The 23419-nt window shown below is 35.7% G+C and carries 20 protein-coding genes and 1 pseudogene; 14 read left to right on the forward strand and 7 right to left on the reverse strand.

Annotated elements, in window-relative coordinates; translation table 11 throughout:
• Positions 1-282 precede the first annotated feature (282 nt).
• The 4 genes from CD118_RS08105 (at position 283) to CD118_RS08120 (ending at position 4856) form a co-directional block, all read left to right on the forward strand.
• Positions 283-1332 carry an ABC transporter permease gene (locus CD118_RS08105; protein WP_103356552.1) on the forward strand — a complete coding sequence of 350 codons (1050 nt, stop codon included), beginning with the start codon at positions 283-285 and terminating at the stop codon, positions 1330-1332.
• Positions 1333-1347: 15 nt separating this feature from the next.
• Positions 1348-2034 (forward strand): ABC transporter ATP-binding protein, encoded by a 687-nt coding sequence (locus CD118_RS08110; RefSeq protein WP_103356553.1) that lies wholly within the window; start codon positions 1348-1350, stop codon positions 2032-2034.
• A 139-nt stretch (positions 2035-2173) separates the two neighbouring features.
• Positions 2174-3064: a 3-hydroxyacyl-CoA dehydrogenase gene (locus CD118_RS08115; RefSeq protein ID WP_103356554.1), complete on the forward strand. Its 891-nt coding sequence runs from the start codon at positions 2174-2176 to the stop codon at positions 3062-3064.
• 406 nt (positions 3065-3470) lie between these two features.
• A complete protein-coding gene (locus CD118_RS08120) occupies positions 3471-4856 on the forward strand; it encodes a cryptochrome/photolyase family protein (protein ID WP_103356555.1) in 1386 nt (461 codons plus the stop codon).
• 110 nt (positions 4857-4966) lie between these two features.
• On the opposite strand, the gene CD118_RS08125 is transcribed toward CD118_RS08120, so the two are convergent.
• Positions 4967-5551, reverse strand: a complete 585-nt coding sequence (locus CD118_RS08125; protein ID WP_060829159.1) for an NUDIX hydrolase — start codon at positions 5549-5551, stop codon at positions 4967-4969.
• Positions 5552-6184: 633 nt separating this feature from the next.
• Positions 6185-8140 carry an acyltransferase family protein gene (locus CD118_RS08130; RefSeq protein WP_060829160.1) on the reverse strand — a complete coding sequence of 652 codons (1956 nt, stop codon included), beginning with the start codon at positions 8138-8140 and terminating at the stop codon, positions 6185-6187.
• 134 nt (positions 8141-8274) lie between these two features.
• On the opposite strand from CD118_RS08130, the pseudogene CD118_RS12230 reads away from it, so the two are divergent.
• The 6 genes and pseudogenes from CD118_RS12230 to CD118_RS08160 all read left to right on the forward strand — a co-directional run.
• A pseudogene (locus CD118_RS12230) lies at positions 8275-8451 on the forward strand (elongation factor G-binding protein); the annotation flags it as partial.
• A 609-nt stretch (positions 8452-9060) separates the two neighbouring features.
• Positions 9061-10173, forward strand: coding sequence for a glycerol dehydrogenase (locus CD118_RS08140; protein ID WP_060829161.1), 1113 nt, complete (start codon positions 9061-9063; stop codon positions 10171-10173).
• 7 nt (positions 10174-10180) lie between these two features.
• Positions 10181-11143 carry a dihydroxyacetone kinase subunit DhaK gene (dhaK, locus tag CD118_RS08145; protein WP_060829162.1) on the forward strand — a complete coding sequence of 321 codons (963 nt, stop codon included), beginning with the start codon at positions 10181-10183 and terminating at the stop codon, positions 11141-11143.
• Positions 11144-11181: 38 nt separating this feature from the next.
• The gene (dhaL, locus tag CD118_RS08150; protein ID WP_060829163.1) at positions 11182-11763 is read left to right on the forward strand and encodes a dihydroxyacetone kinase subunit DhaL; all 582 of its coding nucleotides are present in this window, start codon (positions 11182-11184) and stop codon (positions 11761-11763) included.
• Positions 11760-12128, forward strand: a complete 369-nt coding sequence (gene dhaM / locus CD118_RS08155) for a dihydroxyacetone kinase phosphoryl donor subunit DhaM (protein WP_016425786.1) — start codon at positions 11760-11762, stop codon at positions 12126-12128. Before dhaL ends, dhaM begins: the two co-directional genes overlap by 4 nt.
• 282 nt (positions 12129-12410) lie before the next feature.
• Positions 12411-12749 (forward strand): DUF1722 domain-containing protein, encoded by a 339-nt coding sequence (locus CD118_RS08160; RefSeq protein WP_082704433.1) that lies wholly within the window; start codon positions 12411-12413, stop codon positions 12747-12749.
• Between the two features lie 231 nt (positions 12750-12980).
• Here CD118_RS08160 and CD118_RS12340 read toward each other — a convergent pair whose 3' ends face one another.
• Positions 12981-13154 carry an FtsX-like permease family protein gene (locus CD118_RS12340; RefSeq protein WP_342587135.1) on the reverse strand — a complete coding sequence of 58 codons (174 nt, stop codon included), beginning with the start codon at positions 13152-13154 and terminating at the stop codon, positions 12981-12983.
• A gap of 85 nt (positions 13155-13239) precedes the next feature.
• On the opposite strand from CD118_RS12340, the gene CD118_RS08170 reads away from it, so the two are divergent.
• Positions 13240-15015 carry a purple acid phosphatase family protein gene (locus CD118_RS08170; protein ID WP_060829175.1) on the forward strand — a complete coding sequence of 592 codons (1776 nt, stop codon included), beginning with the start codon at positions 13240-13242 and terminating at the stop codon, positions 15013-15015.
• 82 nt (positions 15016-15097) lie between these two features.
• Entirely contained in the window at positions 15098-15763 is a 666-nt protein-coding gene (locus CD118_RS08175; RefSeq protein ID WP_060829176.1) for a hypothetical protein, read from the forward strand.
• Positions 15764-16000: 237 nt separating this feature from the next.
• Here CD118_RS08175 and CD118_RS08180 read toward each other — a convergent pair whose 3' ends face one another.
• The 4 genes from CD118_RS08180 to CD118_RS08195 all read right to left on the reverse strand — a co-directional run bounded on the left by CD118_RS08180 (position 16001) and on the right by CD118_RS08195 (position 21210).
• Positions 16001-17992, reverse strand: a complete 1992-nt coding sequence (locus CD118_RS08180) for a catalase (RefSeq protein WP_060829177.1) — start codon at positions 17990-17992, stop codon at positions 16001-16003.
• A 222-nt stretch (positions 17993-18214) separates the two neighbouring features.
• Positions 18215-19213 (reverse strand): FecCD family ABC transporter permease, encoded by a 999-nt coding sequence (locus CD118_RS08185; protein ID WP_060829178.1) that lies wholly within the window; start codon positions 19211-19213, stop codon positions 18215-18217.
• Complete coding sequence (locus tag CD118_RS08190; RefSeq protein ID WP_050344960.1) at positions 19210-20205, reverse strand: FecCD family ABC transporter permease; 996 nt, start codon at positions 20203-20205, stop codon at positions 19210-19212. The genes CD118_RS08185 and CD118_RS08190 overlap by 4 nt, the downstream gene beginning before the upstream one ends.
• A 24-nt stretch (positions 20206-20229) precedes the next feature.
• Positions 20230-21210, reverse strand: coding sequence for an ABC transporter substrate-binding protein (locus tag CD118_RS08195; protein ID WP_060829179.1), 981 nt, complete (start codon positions 21208-21210; stop codon positions 20230-20232).
• A gap of 207 nt (positions 21211-21417) precedes the next feature.
• Here CD118_RS08195 and sbnA point away from each other — a divergent pair, with 207 nt between their 5' ends.
• Positions 21418-22407 carry a 2,3-diaminopropionate biosynthesis protein SbnA gene (gene sbnA / locus CD118_RS08200; RefSeq protein WP_037559398.1) on the forward strand — a complete coding sequence of 330 codons (990 nt, stop codon included), beginning with the start codon at positions 21418-21420 and terminating at the stop codon, positions 22405-22407.
• Positions 22400-23410 (forward strand): 2,3-diaminopropionate biosynthesis protein SbnB, encoded by a 1011-nt coding sequence (gene sbnB, locus CD118_RS08205; RefSeq protein ID WP_060829180.1) that lies wholly within the window; start codon positions 22400-22402, stop codon positions 23408-23410. The genes sbnA and sbnB overlap by 8 nt, the downstream gene beginning before the upstream one ends.
• Positions 23411-23419: the final 9 nt, after the last annotated feature.

Genomic DNA, 23419 nt, shown 5'->3' on the forward strand with positions numbered 1-23419 from the left:
GGTTGGTTGATTTTCTCAGTGCCCTTATAAGGGCTGGTCAGTAACAGAGGCTTTCAGCCGAAGAACAAACCACCCGTTCACACGGGTGGTTTTGATTTATAGTCAAAACAGAATGTATTTGAAAAACTACAAATCCCTAATATAGTGTTTTCTTTTAATGAAAAAGATACATCATAGATATTTTTCAATGTCGAAGGGTATAATCTGATACATAATGATTTTAAGCCATTTCCTTCATGTGCTTAAAATACATAGGCTGGTATGAATCGAAAGGGGGCACTTATGTTTCTCGCATGGAATGAAATTAAACGAAATAAGCTGAAATTCAGCTTGATTATTGGTGTGCTAATGATGATTAGTTATTTGCTTTTTTTACTGTCGGGTTTAGCGAGTGGCTTAATGAATATGAATAGAGAAGGTATTGATAAGTGGCATGCAGATGCGATTATTTTAAATAAAGATGCCAACCAAACTGTGGAACAATCTGTGTTTAATAAAAAGGATGTTCCAGAAACGTACAAAAAACAAGCAACCTTAAAACAGTCAGGTGTGATTATTTCAAATGATAGTCATAAAGAAAATGCATTGCTGTTCGGTGTGGCTGAAAATTCTTTTTTAATACCCAAAATCATTGAAGGTAAAAAGTTTAAATCTAATGATGAAGTCGTTGCTGATCAAACTTTAAAAGAAAAAGGATTTAAAGTAGGCGATCAGTTATCACTTTCAAAATCTGATGAGAAGTTAAAAATAGTGGGATTTAGTGAAAGCGCAAAATATAATGCTTCTCCAGTGCTATTTTCTAACCAAAAAACGATACAGAAGATTAATCCGACTTTAGATGAATCTAAAGTTAATGCAGTTGTAGTGCGTGATCAAAATTGGCATCAAAAAGATTTAAATGCGCATTTAGAAGCGATTGGGATTGATAATTTTATTAAAAACTTACCCGGCTATACAGCTCAGAATTTGACGTTAAACTTTATGATTTCATTTTTATTTATGATTTCAGCAACTGTGATAGGTATATTTTTATATGTCATCACTTTACAAAAAACAAACTTGTTCGGTGTTTTAAAGGCACAAGGATTTACAAATGGTTACTTAGCCAAAGTGGTATTATCACAAACCTTGATTATTGCAGTGATTGGAACAGTGATAGGGCTTATTTTAACTTTAATCACAAGTGCATTTTTACCAAGTGTCGTGCCTATAAAATTTAATATGGTCACACTACTGATATACGGTGCTGTGCTTATCATTGTATCGTTATTAGGAAGTTTATTTTCAATCTTTACGATTAGAAAAGTGGATCCACTAAAAGCTATTGGCTAAAGGAGTGTGTAGGAAATGTTAGAATTCAAAAATATGATGAAATACTTTCAAGATGGTAATAAAAAAATAGAAGCTGTCAAACCGACATCTCTTAAGTTCGAACAAAATGAACTTATTGCGATTATTGGACCCTCAGGCTCTGGGAAAAGCACATTTTTAACGATGGCAGGCGCACTCCAAACGCCCTCTTCTGGAGAGATTCTTATTAATGGTAAGGAAGTCTCAGGGATGTCTCAAAAAGCCTTGGCGCATACACGGATGCAGGAGATTGGCTTCATTTTGCAAGCGACAAATCTTGTGCCATTTTTAACAGTGAAGCAACAATTTCAATTATTAAAGAAACAGAAAAAAGAGGTGTTAAGCACACAAGCATATCAACAATTGATGGCTCAATTAAATCTAGAAGACATTGAAAATCAATTGCCTAGTGAAATATCTGGAGGTCAAAAACAGCGTGTTGCAATAGCCAAAGCATTGTACACTAAGCCTTCAATTATATTAGCCGATGAACCAACAGCTTCTCTCGATACGCAAAACGCTATGGAAGTGATGAAAATTTTAAAAGAGCAGACACAAGAAAAAAATAAAACATGCATTGTCGTGACGCATGACGAACGACTTACAACATATTGCGATAAAGTTTTCCATATGGAAGATGGGGTTTTATCAACAAAAAATAGTAGTAAAACGGATATTTTTTAGTCTCACTTAAATTAAGTGCATTTAAGTTATAATTTTATTATATTTCAAACCATCTTTTAAGAGCTTATTTCTTTTAAAAATAAAAATTAGATGATAAGTTTAAAATAGCTTTACACAAAATATATTTGGGGATGGTTTAATGGATATTAAAAACGTAACAATTATCGGTGCGGGTGTATTAGGGAGTCAAATAGCGTTTCAAGTAGCCTTTCATGGTTATAATGTCATTCTATATGATATTAATGAAGAAGCGGTTTCTGCAGGGAGAGCTAAGCTTGATAAATTAGTTGGCATTTATGGTGATTACTTTAACAATGTTGAACAAGCTGAGCAATCTATCAATCGCTTAACATTAACATCAGATCTTAATAAAGCAGTAGCTGATGCCGATCTCATGATCGAATCAGTTCCTGAAGTTAAAGAAATCAAAATTGATTTTTATCAAAAAGTAGCGAAGATTGCGCCTGAAAAAACAATTTTTGCGACCAACTCTTCTACGATGTTACCCAGTGATTTTAGAGCATATACAGGTCGTCCAGAAAAATTCCTAGCGCTTCATTTTGCTAATGAAGTGTGGAAAAACAATACGGCTGAAGTGATGGGTCACTCTGAAACAGATAGAAAATATGAAGAAGAATTACTTGATTTTGCAGAAAAAATTGGAATGTTACCCATTCACGTAAAAAAAGAGCAACCGGGTTACATTGTTAACGCTTTATTAGTGCCATTACTTCATGCAGCTGAACTTTTGTATGCAAATGACATTGGAGAAATCGAAGACATTGATCGTGCTTGGATGGCAGCAACAGGTTCACCAGCAGGTCCGTTTGCAATGTTAGATGTCGTGGGCCTTTCAACAGCGTATAACATTGCTAAAATGGCTTCAGTAGATAATTCACAAATGGAAAGTGCCGCTGCAATGTTGAAAAAATATGTAGATGCAGGTAAATTAGGGACTTCAACAGGTGAAGGTTTCTATAAATATCCTAATCCGACATATAAAGAATTTTTTAAAAACGCGAATGACTAATAAGCCAAAGCGTTATAACAAACCAGTGGGAAACTTGCATAATTGAGTTACGACATAAAGCGTGTCATTAAACGATTAGGGAGTAGAACAACTGAAATCGATGTGATTTCGTTGTACTACTCTTTTTTGATGGTGAAAATTTTTAATAGCATGATGGTAACGGCAATAATAAATTGTGCTGAGATGACCGAACAGGATGGGGTGCCTTACAGGGATTGTCTGTCTGAGAATAGAGAGGATTTATGATACGATATACAAGATTAATCTTTGACAAAGATGGTTAATCTGAAAGCGATGCCTGAGTTGGACCTTTTCCCGGGAAATGAGTTGATAAGAAGGCTATCAACTTATTGGATGCTTAAAGATGTGTCAATAAGGAAATTCGAAAAGATAAAGGGGGCTTTGTATGCGTCTAGGTGTGATACTTAACAGAGTTTTTAGAATAAAACACAATCCATTATTTGAATATGTGATTAAGCATCAAAATGAGATAGATCAGCTTTATTTGATTTTACTGATAGAAGATTTATCTGATGCAGCAAATGTGAAGCGTGATGATTATGAAAAAGTGGTTAAAGGTTTTGTACATACTTTAAATCAACATGAGATATACCCCTACATTCTCAATTATGACCAATTAGGTGTATTTGTGGATAATTTAGCGTTATCTCATGTATTAATGCCACAAGATATCATGAGCTATCATCAATCGATTTATGACTATCCTCATATGAAACGTGCTTTTGAGAATCATCAAGTTAAAGTTGTCGGGCAACGTGTTAATCACTATTTTCAACCCTCACAAACGTTGAATCAGCAACAGCAACCGTATAAAGTGTTTACGAGTTTTTATAAAGTGAATCGTAAAAATTTAGTACATAGGCATTATAAAACGGATGCATACAAGCAGGTCGCCAAAATTGCAGAAAAAGGTACAAATCAGGCGCATTTGCAGATAAATGATAGTGAAGATATGGAAAAAAGCGCACGTCAAGATTGGGCAACATTTTTAAATACAGATATATCTGATTATAAAAGGCGCACAGATGACATTTCACAAGATTATGTAAGTGGTTTAAGTCGATTTTTAGCGTATGGCTTACTCGATATTCGTGAGGTTATGAATGATTTATTAGCGGGTTACGACAGTGATGAAGTTAATTACGAAGCGTTTATAAGAGAAGTGATGTTTCGTGAATTTTATTATGTATTAATGACAAAATATCCACAAACGGCGACTCAATCTTTTTCTGAAAAATACCGAGGGATGCAATGGTCGAACAATCCATCTCACTTTGAATCGTGGAAAAGTGGACAAACGGGCTATCCGATTGTAGACGCTGCAATGAAGAAGCTCAACCGTACAGGCCTGATGCACAATCGTTTGAGAATGGTTGTCTCTCAGTTTTTAACGAAACATTTATTTATTGATTGGACTTGGGGTGAAGTATACTTTAGACAATATCTCTTAGACTATGATAATGCTTCGAATGTACACGGTTGGCAATGGTCAGCGTCAACGGGTACAGACGCCGTGCCTTATTTCAGAATGTTTAATCCCATACGTCAAAGTGAACGTTTTGACCCGAATGGTTATTTTATAAAGTCCGAATTAGAGGTTTTCGATGATGTACGTCCTCAATATCTTCACCATCCAACGCGATACAAAGCGCAATTAAAAGAAAATCATCACATTGAAATTGGTAAAGACTATCCCGAAGTAATTGTAGAACATAAAAAAAGTAGGGATTATGTCATGCAACAATTTAAAAATATAGGATCAAGTAACTGAATGTAATGTATGATATTTAGCAATATAAAAAGCGGGACAGCTATCTATACGATGGCTGTCCCGCTTTTTATCTATTCTTATGTTTTGATTTCTAGTTTCCTTTAATCTTATTACAAATTACGTTCAATTAAAGCCGATACACAAGTGAAATATGCTGAAGAGTATGGGAGAAAGTCAGATTGAGTGAAAAATCGAGATGTTTGATTATCCAGTGCAATGCCATTGATCGTCTCAATTTGACCTTTCGAAAATTTGCTAAATTCATCTTTATTAATTCGGTATAATGATTGTACCTCATCATCTTGAAACGCAATCGCGCTGATTTCATCATCCGTGATTTCTACCGTGTAAATATGGATGAATTCTTTATCGGTGAAGAGCCCTTCAAGACTTTCGGGAAGTGTACATAAAAACTGAAGTCTTTCAAAAGAAATATCTAATCCCATTTCTTCTTTTATTTCTCGAATACCATCTGACATCTTCTCATCATATGTGATGTGGCCACCGACAGTGACGTCGAGCAACCCAGGATAGTCATGTAAGGCGACATTCCTTTGTTGAAATAATATAGAATCTTTTGACGTAAAAATGCATTGAAACGTTTCGTGCCATTCCGAATTTTTGTGAACTAATGCTCTCTCCATTTTTCCTTTGTATTGATAATTGTGATAAAAAGTATTCAAAATTTCTGCCAAAATGAAGCCTCTATATTAAGGATAAACACCTCTCTTTGGGTTGGGAGTAATGAGATGAGTACCTGATTTTATTATTGTCCCTTTATTATTATATTTGTTATTTCAAAGGAAATGAAGCGGTGCATTAATTGGAAATAAAGACGAAGGACACGAATAAAAAATTTAGAATGTAAAACATTATACTGTAACATTAACATAGAGTTTTATTATCATCACATCAATCATGGGGATCGGACATTGGTTTATAACTTATTAAAATAAGGAGACAGGACGGTTAAGTCTGCCTCCTTAATCCATTGTGATACAGTTTGAAATCGCCTGAAAATCGGTAAAAAAATCAGTGACTATGACTTTTAATCATTTATAAAAATGGTATTGATATCGTATTCAATGACTATCAACTACTCAAGCGACATAGGCTTAGTCTCATAATTGTCAATTTAAGCGAGAAGGCAGTGAGATCAGCCGAAGTCGAAAATACCCCAACACTTCAAATGTGTAACCGTACAATCAAGCGTAGGTGAGTTGAGACGAGGCGGCAGGCAAGCGTGTCTAAGCATTGCATGAATATGATGATGTACCGTTCCCATGATTTTTTTACAGTTAAGGTAAGGCCTCTGTTCTGAAAACATACTAAGCACTTTGAAGTTCACGCATAAGGTCATCTTTAATAACTGGGCCGAGCGTTCTTGAAAATGTATTCGTCATATGACTGGAGTCAAAGAAAACAAATATATTTCCTCTTACAGGCTTGAAAGTGTGATTAGGCGCAATATAATTGTTATAATCATAGACTTTTGCACCTGTATCTTCCATTGGTTGAAAGTTTTTGTCCGGAAGTTGTTTAGAAACATCAATGGTCACATTTTTATTTTTTTCATAAGCTTCAATTGCATTGATATCTAATCTTGGTGTATCACGTACTGCAAAGACAGGTAAATCAAGTGATTCTAAATAACGAAATGCATCAATGAAGCCTTGTGGGACATCGGTTTCTTCGTCATTTCCGACATCAGCTGTAGTAAATACTAAATCATAGTCATCTTTATGTTTTTTTATGTAGTCTTTCGTGTTTTCCATCCATTTTTGGGACAATGCATCTTGTTCACCCATTGTAAAACGAGCATTCGCTTTGCAAAGGTGCGTGATTTTGATTTTATCTTTTTCAGCAATTTGTTGAAGTGCTCCCAGCCAATGACTCGAATGGGAACCGCCGACAAGCAATATATGATATTGATAACCGTCTTTTTGACCATATGTTAATGGTTTGACCTTTGCACCTTGGTAAATCATGCCTCCATCATCATAAGCATCAGATTTATCATTAGTAATATATTTAATACGAGGCAAGATGTTCTTTTTATTTTGGTAATCTGCTTTGGCTGTTGCACCTGGAAAAGCATGATTTGGCGGAAGGTCTTTTAAATGCGTAGGATCATTCAATTTGTAGTTAAATCCAAGGGTTCCAATCAAGCATAATACAACAGCAAAAAAAGCACCTAACCTCATAAACACAGGCTTACCGAAACTATGTCGTATAGGCTTTTCAACTAAATTTGTTGTGATAGCACTCAGCGCTATACTTAATAAAATGATACCCATACCGATAAGGGTAGAAATATGTGTATCAATGGTATATTTATAAAACGATAATAACACCCAATGCCATAAATAAATTCCGAAAGAAATGCCACCTAGCTTCATGAGGATTGGGCGACTTAATAAAGCTTCAACCCCAAAATGTGATGGATCATTGCCAGATAATAAGATGAGTATTGCACATGTCATTGGCCACAATGCAACATAACCAGGAAACATCGTTGAGACATCAAAAATGATACCGGTGAGTATTAAGCCCACTAAACCTATCCAACCCAGTATATTCGAGAACATGACAGGAATTTTTATTTTGAAAAGGTTAAGGTAGACTAAACCCCCTAATGCAAATTGCCAAACACGTGCGACTGGATTAAAATAAGCAAACTGTTGATTTGTACTCGTTTGAAATATAGAAAATGTGAGTGAACCTAAAAAAAGGATAATAAGTATGATGTTGATTGTTGTGTGAATATGTATCGTTTTAAGCTTCTTCCATAATAAAACGATAAATGAAAATAATATAAACCATATAACATAAAATTGACCTTGAATAGACATTGCCCAAAAATGTTCTAAAGGTGTTTTCGCTTGTTCTGAATTTAAGTAGTCCGTATGTGAAAAGGCAAGCTGTAGATTTTGATAATAAAACAATGATGCGATTAATTCTTTTATCGTTTTACCATAGATTGAACTTGGAATAATCCAAAAGGTAACGATAGCAACAACAGTTAAGATAACAAGTACGTTAGGAAGTAATCTCTTCAGTAATCCACCGAAATACTTGGAAAAAGAAAGGTAACCTTGTTTGTTGATTTTAGAAATGATCGATGCAGTGATTAAGTAACCTGAAATAATAAAAAATACATCAACACCGCCTGACACTCTGCCTAACCAGATATGATAAATTGCCACTAATAATGCAGCAATAAAACGTAATCCTTCAATTTCTGTTCGAAATCTCTTCTCAATTTGTAAAAATTGTCCGTCCATTTTTGCACTTCCCTTACAATTTCCTATGTGTAAACATCTTATCAAATATTAGATTTTGTTTTTATGATAATATAAATTCTTAATTAATTTTACTTTAGATTAACATTGGATTAACGCAATTAAAACAACAAGTATTTTGTTCGATTTGTAATACCGAGTCCAACGTGTCTCTATTTATGAAAAAGACACATAGTTCTAGTGACGGACGTTACACGACAAGAGGCAATTATATTTGTCATAATAGCGAAAAATGTAATTTTCAGTTAACGGATTTAAAACATTTCAGTGAGTTTTTAGAAAAACTTGATTAATAAATATTTTTCAAATTAGACAATCAAGCAGTTTTATATGAAGTGGAACAGAATCAATTTTTGTTTGCCACGTATTAATATAAGAGTTTGCTTCCGACAATATAGCGGAACCAAGCCCTTTCTCCATATTATAAAATATATATTTATCTTAATCATGTTATATTTTTTAAAAAGTTTTGAAATTCGTCAATAAATGGTAGTGAAATTTATTATTAAAGTGAGATAATATACTTGTTATTCGATTTAAAACGCTTTCATATAATAGATAATGTTATTTTGAAAGCAAATTAATGATGAGAATTATTTTTTCATCTGTATTATTTGCCCTTGAAAGCTAAAGTTAGTGCGCGTTTATTCAAAAAAAGAAAATCTTTATTTTGAACTGTTTATGTAAAGTACATTTTAAATAATAAACACCAATATCTTGTGGTTCGTTAACAAAATGTTAACAATTAAATTAAAAAATTAATGTATTCTTACGAAAAAACGGGTAAACATATTAGGGCGAAAAAAAGGGGTATGATTCCATTCACACTCATTCTATCTGTTGTTAGTGATAATTTGGTTTCAAATCAGATTATTAATTATAACTATTTTGGAGGGATTCGTATGTCAAAATTAATTTTTCAATCACCAGGAAGATATGTACAAGGGAAAGGCGTTATTAATTCAATTGCTGAAGAGACACAACGTTTAGGTACACACGCATTGATTATTTCAGATAGTCTTGTTTGGGATATTACGAAAAATCAAATTGAGCAAAGTTTTTCCAACAACAAAAATGTGAAATATGATTATGAAGTATTCAAAGGTGAATCTTCAGAAGATGAAATTAATCGTATTGTCGAATCTTATAAAAAATCAGGTGTTGACGTTGTCATCGGTTTAGGTGGCGGTAAAGCATTAGATACAGGTAAAGCTGTAGGTTACGCATTAAAAGCAAGTGTCATTGACTTCGCTTCAACAGCTTCAATGGATGCACCTACTGCTGCTGTTTCAGTTATCTACAGAGAAGACGGTGTGTTCAGCGGTTACCAATTTTATCCAAAAAACCCTGACACAGTTATGGTTGACTCTGAAATTGTTGCACAAGCCCCAGTAAGACTATTTGCTTCAGGGATGAGTGATGGTTTAGCGACATTGTTAGAAGTTGAATCTACATTACGTCGTCAAGGTAAGAATATGTTTCATGGTCGCCCTTCATTGGCAAGCTTAGCAATTGCTCAAAAATGTGAAGAAACTATTTTTGAATATGGACTCAGTGCTTATGAAGCTGTTGAAAAACATGTTGTATCCCCTCAAGTTGATGCAGTCATAGAGGCGAACACTTTACTTTCAGGTCTAGGGTTTGAAAATGGGGGTCTTGCAGCGGCACATGCCATTCATAATGGTTTTACGGCACTCCAAGGCGATATTCATCACTTAACACATGGTGAAAAAGTCGCATATGGTATTTTAGTCCAATTAGTATTAGAAAATGCACCAACAGAAAAATTCTTAAAATATCAAAGATTCTTAAGTAGCATTAACATGCCAACAACTTTAGAAGGCCTTCACATCGACGATAAAAGCTATGAAGATTTAGTAAGTGTAGGTGAACGTGCATTGTCACCAGATGATACATTTGCTAACCTTAGCGATAAAATTACAGCAGATGAAATTGCAGATGCCATTTTAACAGTCGATGAACTGTCTAGAAGTCATTTCTATTCAAAGGAGTAATTTGAGTATGAAAAAATTAATCAAAGACAAAAACCAAATCTTAGCTGATATGCTAGATGGACTTATCACAACGAATCCGGATGTGGAATTAATATCAGATACGGTTGTTGTGAGAAAAGATAAAAAGCAATCAGGTGTGGCCCTCGTATCTGGCGGTGGTAGTGGTCACGAACCTGCACATGCAGGCTTTGTTGCACGAGGAATGTTAGACGCTGCAGTTTGCGGTGAAATCTTTACTTCTCCAACACCAGATAAAATTCTTGATGCCATTAAAGCCGTAGACACGGGAGATGGTGTTTTACTCATCATCAAAAACTATGCTGGCGACGTAATGAACTTTGAAATGGCTCAAGAAATGGCACAAATGGAAGACATTCAAGTTGAAAGTGTCATTATTCGTGATGATGTTGCGGTCTCTGACACAGAAAAACGCCGTGGTGTCGCTGGTACAGTTTGGGTTCATAAATATGCAGGTTATTTAGCTGAAAATGGTTTTTCATTAGCTGACATTAAAGCAAAAGTTGAAACAGTCATTCCGAAAATTAAAAGTATTGGTATGGCTTTAACTTCACCTATGGTACCAACAACTGGTAAATACAGCTTTGATATCGACGATCAAGAAATGGAAATCGGTATTGGTATTCATGGTGAAAAAGGATTACATCGAGAAGCAGTTCAACCGATAGATGTTATTATTGAACGATTATTAGATGCATTACTAAAAGAAGTCAAAGAGAAAGATATCATTGTAATGGTCAATGGTATGGGTGGTACACCGTTATCAGAATTGAATATTGTGGCTAAATATTTAGATGCACAATTGAAAGACCACAACTTTGACGTTAAACAATGGTTCGTAGGCGATTACATGACTTCTTTAGATATGCAAGGCTTCTCAATTACAATTGTTCCATATAGTGAAGATCTAGGTGAAGCTTTAGTTGCACCTACAGCAAGTCGATACTTTTAAGCGAATAATCATTGTTTTAAATTTTTGAGGTGACTTAAATGAATGTGCAAGAAATGAAAGTAAGATTACTGGATTTAGCAGATCAGTTTAAAGAAAAAGAAGAAGAATTAACTGATTTAGATAGAGCAATCGGTGATGGTGATCACGGCGTGAACATGCTAAGAGGTTTTGAACATTTAAAAGATAAAATCGATGATAAAGACATGAAATCATTATTTAAATCTACAGGAATGACATTAATGTCTAATATCGGTGGTGCGTCTGGACCTTTATACGGATTTGGTTTTATTAAAATGGCGAATGAAGTGCAAGATGAAATGGACAGTGAAAATTTAAAACAAGTCATTACTGCATTCGCTGAGGGCATCCAACAACGTGGTAAAGTTAAATTAAACGAAAAAACAATGTATGATGTCATTGAACGCACAAGACAAGCATTAGAAAATAACGAAAACGTTGATTTTGAAAAGTTACAATCTTATGCAAATGAAACAAAAGACATGATAGCAACCAAAGGACGCGCTTCTTATTTCAATGAAGCATCAAAAGGCTACATTGATCCCGGCGCTCAAAGTAGCGTTTATATCTTAAACGCAATTATAGGGGGCGAATCATTATGACATCTATCGTCATTGTCAGTCATAGTTACAAAATTGCAGAAGGTGTAAAAGAATTAAATGGCCAAATGACAGACAATAGCGTCAACATCGTCGCAGTAGGTGGCTTAGAAAATCAAGAAATAGGAACAGACTTTAATCGTATTTTTTCAGCAATTAACAATTTAAAAGATGATGCGTTATGTTTCTATGATATTGGTTCAGCAGGTATGAACCTTGATACAGTTTTAGAAATGTATGAAGGTCCACATCGAATTGAAAAAATTGAAGCACCTATTGTAGAAGGTAGTTTTATCGCAAGTGTCGCAATTAAATCAAACATGAGTATGGATGATGCGATTGCAGAAGTTAAGACACAGTATAAATAATGCGAATATTTAACGGTTTTATATAAAATATTAAGACATATTTACACACTATATACAGAGCAGTGAGACGGAAATGAGAGAAATTGAATTTCTGCCTCACGCTTTTTTATATAAAAATTGAGCCACAGAGGTCACGGTATCGATTGAAACAAGCGTGAAAGTGTATCAATCAGTACGAAATCGCTACAATAGGATAAACGAGATAAGAACAAATGAGGAGGGGTTGTCATTTCACGTAGACATGAAATTGAAGTGCTGTGGAAAACGTATAAGTATGAGGTCATGTGGCATCATCAAAATAGTTACAACCGTATTAGAATCACGTTAAAAGGCGACTGCAATTATGACGAAGTAAAAGCGTTGATTGATCAAGCCTTGGCGATTGAGCCGACGAAAGGGTCTGTTATCAATGCATTGAGCCATATGTGGGGCTATTTCAAAAAAGTGTGTAGACCTTCAGAAAAACATTTATATGAATCGTTAAAAACACATTATTTATCAGGTCAAGTTGACGAAAGAACGCTCATTCTTTTTCTTTATTGTATGGCAATGATTTATGACGTACAGTATATTAAATCGTCTAGCATTATCAAAAATTTTCCAAAAACGGATGATGAATAAGTACTCTAGCACGATGTAGCGATACTAATGATGCATGAATAACCCCTCTCCAAGACTTTTTTAATGGAGAGGGGTTATTCATGCGTTGATAATATGGCAGGCACTTTCATCATTAGTAGGATGAAACATAAATTTTAATTATTTTCAAAAACATCTTTTAAAATTTTACGTTGGTATTTTTTCTTAATGATTAAATATAAAATACCTTCAATTGCTAAATTAAACCGAGAATCATTCCAAAAATAAGGGAAAACCGGAAATAATCCTATTTTCATAGAATATAAGTTTGAAAAACTGTTTTCTATTGGCGCCGATAATATTTAATATAGCAAACTGTTTACCCCGTTGTTTTAAGAAATAGCCAATTGAAAAAATTATAAATACAAACAGTAATGCAATTCTTATATTGTCTTAATAAAATTTACTTTAAATTAAAATGTAATTGCTAAGATGATATTGTACATAATAAAAAGACTGTGGGAGGTTCTTTATGAAAGGGTTTAAAAGAAAGTCATTCGTATTGAGTGCTGTGATGAGTGCAAGTATTATTGTAACGACGGTCGCACCAAGTCATGTAGATGCGAGCGCGAATAGCGGGGAAGGACAGTCACAAGAGAAGAAAATACAGTTACAACATCAGAAACCTAAAGTCGCTGACGTCCCGACGAATAATCACCCGAATCGTATCATTACGAACATTAATGGGAAAACAAAATCTGAAATGGGATTTAGTTGGTATACGACGGATGAATTTAAAGATGCCAAAGTTTGGGTTTCTCAATCGAAAGATTTTAAACATGCCAAAACTTTCAAAGCAAAATCTAAAAAGGTAAACTCTAAATATCTTGAAAGAGATAAAGCAGGTAACATTATTTTCAAGGATATTGAAAAGGATGATGAAGGTGAGCCCGTTAAGAAAGATGGTAAACCTAAAGTGAACGGTTATTACACAGACAAAAATGTAGGAGGGCCAGCTTGGACGAGTGGTGATCAACATGGGGAAACCGATTTAATCAGTGAACCAGAATATACGTATAAAGCAAAGGCGAAAAATTTAAAACCGAATACACAATATTATTATAAAGTGGGTAGCGAAAAAGGAAAGAAGAGTCAAGTCGGTACATTTAAAACGGGTGGAGACAAAGGCGATGCATTCAGCTTCATTCAATATACGGATACCCAAAACGCATTTTGGAATGAACACGTTAGAAATGAAGCGGCATTTGGTGCAGATACACTGAAAAATGCGATAAAAACAGCTGGAAATCCTAATTTTGCGTTACATACAGGTGATTTTGTTGAAACAGCGCAAGTAGAAGACGAATGGAAAGATTTATATGAAAAGTCACGTCCTTCATTTATGTCATTACCTGTCGTTGCGGCAGCGGGTAACCATGACGAATATGCATTGAATGAAGATGACGATAAATTGTTAGGTGCTTTTAATGAGCATGTGAATGTGCCTGAAGCAAACCATGCTGTGAATGGTGGCTCATACTACTCATTTGATTATAATGGGGCGCATATGGTGATTGCGAATACAAATGACAATAAAAAATCAAAAGATAATCCAGATGAAAAAGCAATTGGTAAAACGCAAATGAAATGGATTAAAAAGGATATTAAAAAAGCCCGACAAAATGGCGCGAAATGGATTATTTTGAATTTACACAAGCCAATGTATTCTAAATCTTATCATGCACTTTCAGATAAAGATGTGAAGAAAGTAAGAGACGAATTAACAAAAACGATAGATGATTTAGATGTGGATCTTGTGTTACAAGGTCACGACCACGTATTGTCGCGTACGTATCCTTTGGAACACACGTCGACTAAAAATAGTTTTGTGAATGCGAAAAAAGAGGACGCAAAACAATTTGTAGGTCAAGACCATGTGACTTATTACGATCATCCTAAAGGCGCTGTCTATGTGTTACCAAATACGGGCGGAACAAAAGAATATGATAGTATCTATGATCGCTCGTTGACACATATTAAAAAAGTAAGACCTGAGCTATCATGGTTAGATCAAAAGAAATTAGCTCATTACAATAGTTTATTTAAAATAGGAAAGCAACCACAAAAAACAGATGCATTTAATGATAAGCATGAAAATAATAGAGATTCTTCTAACCAAAACTTCTCCGTTTATGAAGTGAAAGGAAATCAACTCAAAGTGAAAATTTATCAATTAAGCGGTGACATTAGCAAAGGCGAACAACGTCATATTCAATTGGTAGATGAATTTGGAATTAGTAAAGACTAAGTAGAAATCTATCTGTATTTAAATGTCGCTTGTTGATGCGATGAGGCACAATGATTGCCTTGGAAAAGGAGCCGAAGTCTGTATGGGAGTACGTATGAAAGTGTTGTGGATGCCGTTGTGTTGTATGGTCTTGCTCATGGGTTGTAGTCATAGCCAAGTAGACTCAAAAAGTGGCGCAAAGGATAAAGCTACAACAGCGGTTCAACAAAATCAACCGCAAGCGTCCAAATTTTCAGATGAAAAGAAAAAGAAAATCAAAGCGGAAGTCATTCAAAAGCTGTCCAAAATGGCAAAAGAAGACGGAAGGGCAGTCTCAAATCGTTATTTCAGTACAAGTAGTATTTCAACTGGTGACTGGTATGCGATGACAGATCAAGGTGCAATTCAAATTAATGATAATGGGAAGCCGGGACGTCAGCATTTTGATTTTCATGCGGTAACTGGTGCGGTGGTTTATACTTCTAAAGATAAAAAGACTGGATTTGATTCATCCGCTTCTGACTTATCGAATATTGAAGGTTATGGCAAGGTGGCAGATTTAAATCAACCCATCACTAAATATATTTTCACTGAAGAAGGTCAAGTTTATGAATATACCTTTAAAAATGGGAAGGACGTGACGCTTTCTTCAGGTTTTGCCCCAAAAGATCATAATGATAAAGATCCAAACTTGGCACCGAATGAACAGTTTAAGCGTACGCAAAATAAAGCATTAAGTTCGTTTTATCAACGCTGTCTTCAGAAATAATTCAATATGTTCGATTGATGAAGCGACTGAGATATCAATCCGAAATAAATAGCGCTCAGATGGTTTTAATTAGAAAATCGCCTGAGCGCTATCTTTTTTATGATTAAACTTCGTATTGTATGACTTTGCTTTCCGAGGAGCATCCTCAGCCTTCTTTATTGTTAAAAAACAACAAAAAACTGTGCAGTCGGTGCGTGATGCGGCGACATACACAGTTTAAAAGTACTTTATTTTAGTTTATCTGTCCCAGTATCTTGCTCTGGCGAAAGCTTCAACAATAACTTCAGGATCATTAGAGATAAAGACACCTGACGCATGAATATTTATTTTTGAATGACCTAGTTTTTCTGATGCTGAGCGGTCGACAATGACAGGTTTATGATGTTTATATGTGAGTTCAACAAATTCTTCAACTTCAGGTAATAAATCTGAGTCATCTGACAACACAAAGACACTATCAAAAAGTGTTGGGTGAGCGGTATCAAATGTTTCAGTGATACCGAACTCTTCGCTAATGTTTTTAGGCTGTTTTCCTACAAAAGCATAGTTGAGTTTATTTTCAGTAAATGTTTTCGCAAAGGCTTTCAGTGTCTCTTCGCTAATGTCACCATTAATAAGAACAGCTACAGAATGACCAGGTAATGGAATATCGAATTTTTCCATTGTGAGTTTACTATCTTTCGCGTCTGATTGTACTTCTTCATTTTCTTCAGGCACTTCGACGCCTACATTCGCAGCGACACGCTCTGCTAAAGTACGGTCAACTTTATTCAATTGGTTAACAGCGTTTTGTTTTACCATCACTGACTTACATTTACCAATTTCAAATGAAAAACCATCTACCGTATGGTCATATTCAGGTTGCGTCAAACTATTTAAGTAAAGTTTAGCTTGGCTGTAGTAGTCTTTGAAACTTTCACTACGTTTTTGAATTTTACGGCCTTCAACTTTTTCTTGATAGTGTTCATAGCCACCTTCTTCTCTAGGTGTCGTATGGGGATCGTTATTGTTCAAAGCATTTTTGTGATAAGCCGTTTGACCAACATGAACATTCATTTGATGCATTGCATCTCTTTGATTGTTCGTCACTTCATTGACAGGGCGGTTGATTGGAATTTGGTTGAAGTTAGGACCCCCTAGTCTTGAAATTTGTGTATCGGTATATGAGAATAAACGGCCTTGTAAAAGAGGGTCGTTTGAAAAATCTATACCCGGTACAATGTGTCCAGGATGGAAGGCAGCTTGTTCCGTCTCATCAAATACATTCGATACATTTCGATTGAGAGTCATTTTTCCGACGATTTCGACAGGAACTTGATCTTCTGGCCATATTTTAGTTGGGTCAAGAATATCAAAATCAAAGTCAAATTCTTGCTCTGGTTTAATAATCTGAAGACCTAATTCCCATTCAGGGTAGTCGCCTTTTTCGATTGATTCATATAAATCTTTACGATGAAAGTCGATATCTTTACCTGATAAAATTTGGGCTTCGTCCCATACTAATGACTCTAAACCATGTGTAGGTTTCCAGTGGAATTTAACAAAGTAGGATTGGCCTTCACGATTGACTAAACGGAAAGTGTGTACGCCGAATCCTTCAATTTGTCTAAAGTTTTTAGGTATACCACGGTCACTCATTGCCCAAACTGCTGTATGTGTGGATTCGGGATTTTGAGCGAAGAAGTCCCAGAATGTATCATGTGCTGAGCCACCTTGAGGGACTTCGTTGTGGGGTTCAGGTTTTACCGCATGGATTAAGTCTGGGAATTTAATTGCGTCTTGAATGAAGAAGACAGGGATGTCGTTTCCAACGAGATCGAAAATGCCTTCATCAGTGTAAAATTTCGTCGCAAAACCACGAACATCTCTGACAGTGTCAGGGGAACCTTTCGAACCTTGAACAGTTGAAAATCTTACAAACACTGGTGTTGTTTTTTCAGGATGAGTTAAAAAGTCTGCAGAAGTGTATTCAGATAAGTCTTTATAAACTTTGAATTCACCGTGAGCACCGAAACCACGGGCGTGGACAATTCTTTCTGGAATACGCTCATGATCAAAATGCATTATTTTTTCTCTGAAATGGAAGTCTTCGAGTAAGCTTGGACCACGTTCCCCCACGGTTAACGTATTTTCATCCTCACTTATTTTAACCCCATTATTCGTCGTCATGGCTTTTCCTTCATTGTGCTTTTCTACATGTTTTAGTTGATCTGTCTTTTTGTTTTCCATTTCAACTCTCCTCACATATTAAAATTAACTTACACTTACTCTCTTTTCCATTTTTAGTGAAATATGAAACATTTTGTTTGAATAAAAATGGATAACATAAAAGATTGTATACGAATAATTTTAAGCGAGTAGAGAAGATTGAAAATAAAAAGGGAATGAAATGAAGAAATCAATTCGATTTCATGTTCCACTCCCATCGGATGAAGCAATGAATTAGGTCAATTAAAATTTTTTTACGGTTAGTAATAGGTAAATGAAAAACGGTGCGCCGAAGCTGGCGATGAAGACACCTGCCGGTATTTCTTTTGGTAAAAAGAGTGTTCGCCCGACGAAATCTGCAACTAATATTGAAATAGCACCAATCAGTGCAGACATCAGTACTTGTTTAAACGTACTTTGTTTAATCAGTGTTTTGGCAATGTGTGGGGCAATCAAACCAACAAAACCAATATTACCAACAAAACTTATCGTCACAGAAACAAGCACGGTAGAGATGATAATTTGGATAAGACGTGTTTGGGTTAAGTTAAGGCCTAAGCCAATGCTAATAGCATCGTCTAATGCGGCCACTTTCATTCTTGGAATAATGAGAGCCAGTAATGGCACCATACATAATAGAACGATGAATAAAACGGTAGCGTCTTGGAAAGTCCCACCGTAAAGACTCCCAACGAGCCATGTATAGGCTTTAGATGCTGACAATTGCTTGGCTGTCAGCATTAAACCTTGTACGAGTGCAATAAAGAGTGTTTGAAGCGCGATACCAATAATAATCAATGTGGAAGGGCGAATCGTATGCTTAAGCTGAAAAGACAACAATATTAACATACCAATGGCACCACCACTGACAGCAAATACGGGTAACCAGTGAATACTCAAGCTACTGAAAAATGTAATAAAAAAGACAGCACTTAAACTTGCACCCCCTGTGACCCCGATAATGTCAGGAGAGGCGATTGGGTTTTTTAAGACATTTTGTAGTAATAAACCACTGATACCAAATGCAGTTCCGGCTAAAATCGCTAATGTAATACGAGGTAACCGAAGTACTTCTAGTGTAAATTGGTTAGCACTTTCTGATGGATGAATCAAATATGCGATGACCTCTGATAACGGAATATATGTCGGCCCAATCATCATACTTAAAAGTACAAGAACAATCAGCGCAACGGTAATGCCAATCAGAAGAAAGGTTTCTTTTAGTTTTAATGTTGGATTCATAGGCGATAGATTCCTTTCCGCATAAGATAAATCAATACACTTGCGCCAATGACAGCTGTGACAACACCGACCGGCAGTTCTAACGGGCGAATAATCATTCTCGCAACAATGTCAGAAATCATCATTAAACAAGCACCGACGATAGCCGAGTGAGGTATTAAATATTTATAGTTTGGTGGTAATAGCGCTTTACTAATATTTGGGACAATCAATCCGATAAATGCGATAGAACCCGCTAAGGCTACAGATAGGCCAGCAAGGGAACTGATTAAAAGTATCAATAGCCACTTTGTCGCTTTTATGTTTTGACCTAATCCAGTCGCAATCTCATCACTTGTCATCAAGATATTAATGCGTGAAGACATACAATAAGCAATACATATGAGAACGATAAGGAAGGGGATAATCCATTTAATCTCCCAAATATTACGCAGTGAAACGGAACCTGCAAGCCAAAATAGAAAGCCTTGTAAATGGGTTTCACTCATGATTAATATGCCTTGTGTAAAGGCGGTAAAAAGCATTGCGATAGAGGCACCTGCTAAAATCACACGTTGTGGTGAAAATTGTGTTTGTCGAAACATTCCTAGAGCAACGACTAAAAACGTGACAAGCATTGCGCCAATAAATGCAATCACAATTAATGCTTCAAATGAGCTTACTTGAATAAATGTAATACTAAATACGATAAAAAAAACAGCACCTGCATTAACACCAAAAAGTCCTGGAGATGCAACTGGATTTCGTGTGAGGACTTGCATTAAAAGTCCTGAGACGGATAAAGCAGCGCCTGTCAGTAGTGCAATGAGTGTGCGAGAGGCACGAGCGCCTGTAATCAGTGTATGTATATCGTTGTTTCTATCAAAGTGGAAGAACGCCTGTATCAACTGTGGTAGTGATACAAGCGTATTCCCAAGCATTAAACTCAGCACGGTTACAACGATAAGACATAAACCTGCAATCAAAAGATGTTGCGGAGGTTTAAGTGACATAGTGTAACTCCTTATTTCATGACATTATTTTTTAATGTCTAATTTTTCGTATAAGTCATCGATTAATTTTAATGATGATTGATAACCACCTGCTAAATTCCAAGTGATTTCGTCGACGTTTTTAGCAACGTGTCCTTTTTTAACAGCGTCTAGGTTTTTCCATTCATTGCTTGAAGTCCACTCGTCTTCTGTTTGTTTAACGAGTTTAGCATCTTTTGCAGTAGGATCAGATTTGAAAACGAAAATTTGATCTGCATCCATTAAAGGAATACTCTCTTTAGATGTTAATTGAATAATATCTTTTCCTTTATCAACTTCTTTTTGTTGCGCTTCTGGGCGTTTGAAACCTAAGTCGTGTAAAATATCGCCTGCATAACCACTTGCATAAATACGAGTATGGTCAGCACGGAAGTTCACAACTGAAGCAGAAAGTGGCCATTTGTCACCATATTTCGCTTCTGCATCTTTCTTAAACTTCGCTACTTTATCATCATATTTTTTCAGTAATGCATCTGCTTCTTTTTCTTTACCTAAAGCTTTACCCATCATTTCTGTCGTGTCTTTAAATTTATAAACAGTGTCTTGAGAAATTGTAGGGGCGATTTTTGAAAGTTGGTCGTAAACTTTTTCATTACGCACTTTTGAAGCAACAATCAAATCAGGTTTTAACTTCGCAATTTCTTCTAAATTCGGTGCAGGTTCTTGACCTACAATCTTTGTATCTTTTAAATCATCTTTCAAATAATCATATTTAGGTTGTTGTGCCCATGATTCTACAGCACCAACGGGTTTAACACCTAAAGCAACGGCAACATCAGTTGCACCTTGGTATAACGTAACGACTCTTTTAGGTTCACCTTTAATTTCAGTCGTACCTAAAGCATGTTTAATTGTCACCGCATCGTTCTCTTTTTTCTCTGTCTCTTTTTGAGAATCATTGCCACATGCGGCTAATACAAGAATGAAAGCAAGCGCCATCATAAAGACCTTAAATGTATTCTTCATAAGTTGTCGGAATCCTCCTCCTATATTATGACAATGAGAATCATTATCAATTGTAGTATGTATGAAAGTTATCTTTAAGTCAATACAATTTTTTAAAAAAAAGAAAATATATAAATGTTTGACATGAATATTTTGAGAAAATATAATACAGCCTATCGATAATGATAATCATTATCAATTGAATCACACAATATAATTTTAGGAGGAATGTTTTTGTTTAATAAAGCTGAACCGCACCAAGATACATTACTGTCTTGTATTGGCAATACACCGATGGTACAACTTCAAAAAATGTTTCCAGAACATGATGTGTTTGCCAAATTGGAGTATATGAATCCTGGTGGAAGTATGAAAGATAGACCGGCCAAATACATTATTGAACATGGATTAGAAACAGGACGCATTGATTCGTCCACACACTTAATCGAAAGCACTTCTGGAAATCTCGGCATTGCTTTAGCCATGATTGCCAAGATTAAAGGCTTAAAGTTAACGTGTGTCGTTGATCCTAAAATTTCACCCATTAATTTAAAAATTATCCAAAGTTATGGTGCAAATATAGATATGGTTGATGAACCAGATGAACACGGCGGTTATTTAATCACGCGTATTAAGAGAGTAAAGGCGCTGTTGCAACAAGATGACAATGCCTACTGGATCAATCAATATGCGAATGAGTTGAATTGGAAAGCGCACTATCATGGGGCAGGCAGTGAAATAGTTGCGGCTATGGATAGACCTATTGATTACTTTGTGGCGCCTGTCAGTACGACGGGAAGCATTATGGGGATGAGTCGAAAAATTAAAGCCCATCATCCGAATGCGCAAATTATCGCAGTCGATGCGAAAGGCTCTGTTATTTTTGGGGACACGCCATGTCATCGAGAGCTACCGGGTATCGGTGCCAGTCGTGTGCCTGAAATTCTTAATCACGCAGAGATTGATGATGTCATTCATGTTGATGACTATGATTCAGCGCTCGGGTGCCAGCAGTTAGTCAATGAAGAAGGCATTTTTGCAGGAGGCTCGACAGGTTCAGTCGTTTCTGCGATTGCACAGCTGACGCAACGCATAGAACCGCGCAAAACAATTGTGACGATTTTTCCAGATAGAGGCGATCGTTATTTAGATTTAGTTTATTCAGAACAATGGTTAGAACAATTAAAACATAAAAAGGAGCACATCACACATGAATGACGAATTATTATATTTAAATCGTACAGATATCCAAAACTTAGGAGGTGACCACTCACAAATCTATGTTGATGCATTGACAGAAGCACTCACTGCGCATGCCCATGAAGATTTTGTCCAGCCTTTAAAGCCTTACTTAAGACAAAATACAGAGAATGGCCATATTGCTGACCGTATTATCGCGATGCCAAGTCATATTGGCGGCGACCTTTCAATTTCTGGGATTAAATGGATTGGTAGTAAGCATGACAATCCGTCAAAACGTCAAAAAGAACGTGCAAGTGCGGTTATTATTCTTAATGACCCTGAAACGAACTATCCTATCGCAGTGATGGAAGCAAGTTTGATTAGTAGTATGCGTACGGCTGCCGTTTCCGCTATTGCCGCAAAATATTTAGCTAAGCCTGGTTTTAAAGATTTAACAATCATTGGATGTGGCTTAATTGGAGATAAGCAGCTTCAAACGATGCTTGAACAATTTGAAAGTATTCGCAATGTATACATTTATGATCATTTTGACAAAGCAGCGATTCAATTTATCGAGAAATGGGAAGCATTGCGTCCGGATGTTACATTTATTAAAGCTGAAACAGCTAAAGAAGCGGTCATGCAAGGTGAAGTGATTATTCCATGTACAGTGACGGATCAACCTTACATTGAATATGAATGGCTTCAAAAAGGTGCATTTATTAGTAATATTTCGATTATGGATGTACAAAAAGACGTATTTGTTAAAGCAGATAAAGTCGTTGTCGATGACTGGTCACAATGTAATCGCGAGAAGAAAACAATCAATCAACTTGTTTTAGAAGGTAAATTTAGTAAAGATAAACTTCATGCTGAATTAGGACAGCTTGTGACAGGTGAAGTTGTAGGAAGAGAAAATGATGAAGAAATCATTTTATTAAATCCAATGGGTATGGCGATTGAAGATATTGCAAGTGCGTATTTCATTTATCGAGAAGCAAAAGCACAAAATGTTGGAACATCATTGAGTTTATATTAAGGGGTGTTC

The organism is Staphylococcus coagulans, assembly GCF_002901995.1.
In the GTDB taxonomy this organism is placed as follows: Bacteria; Bacillota; Bacilli; order Staphylococcales; family Staphylococcaceae; genus Staphylococcus; species Staphylococcus coagulans.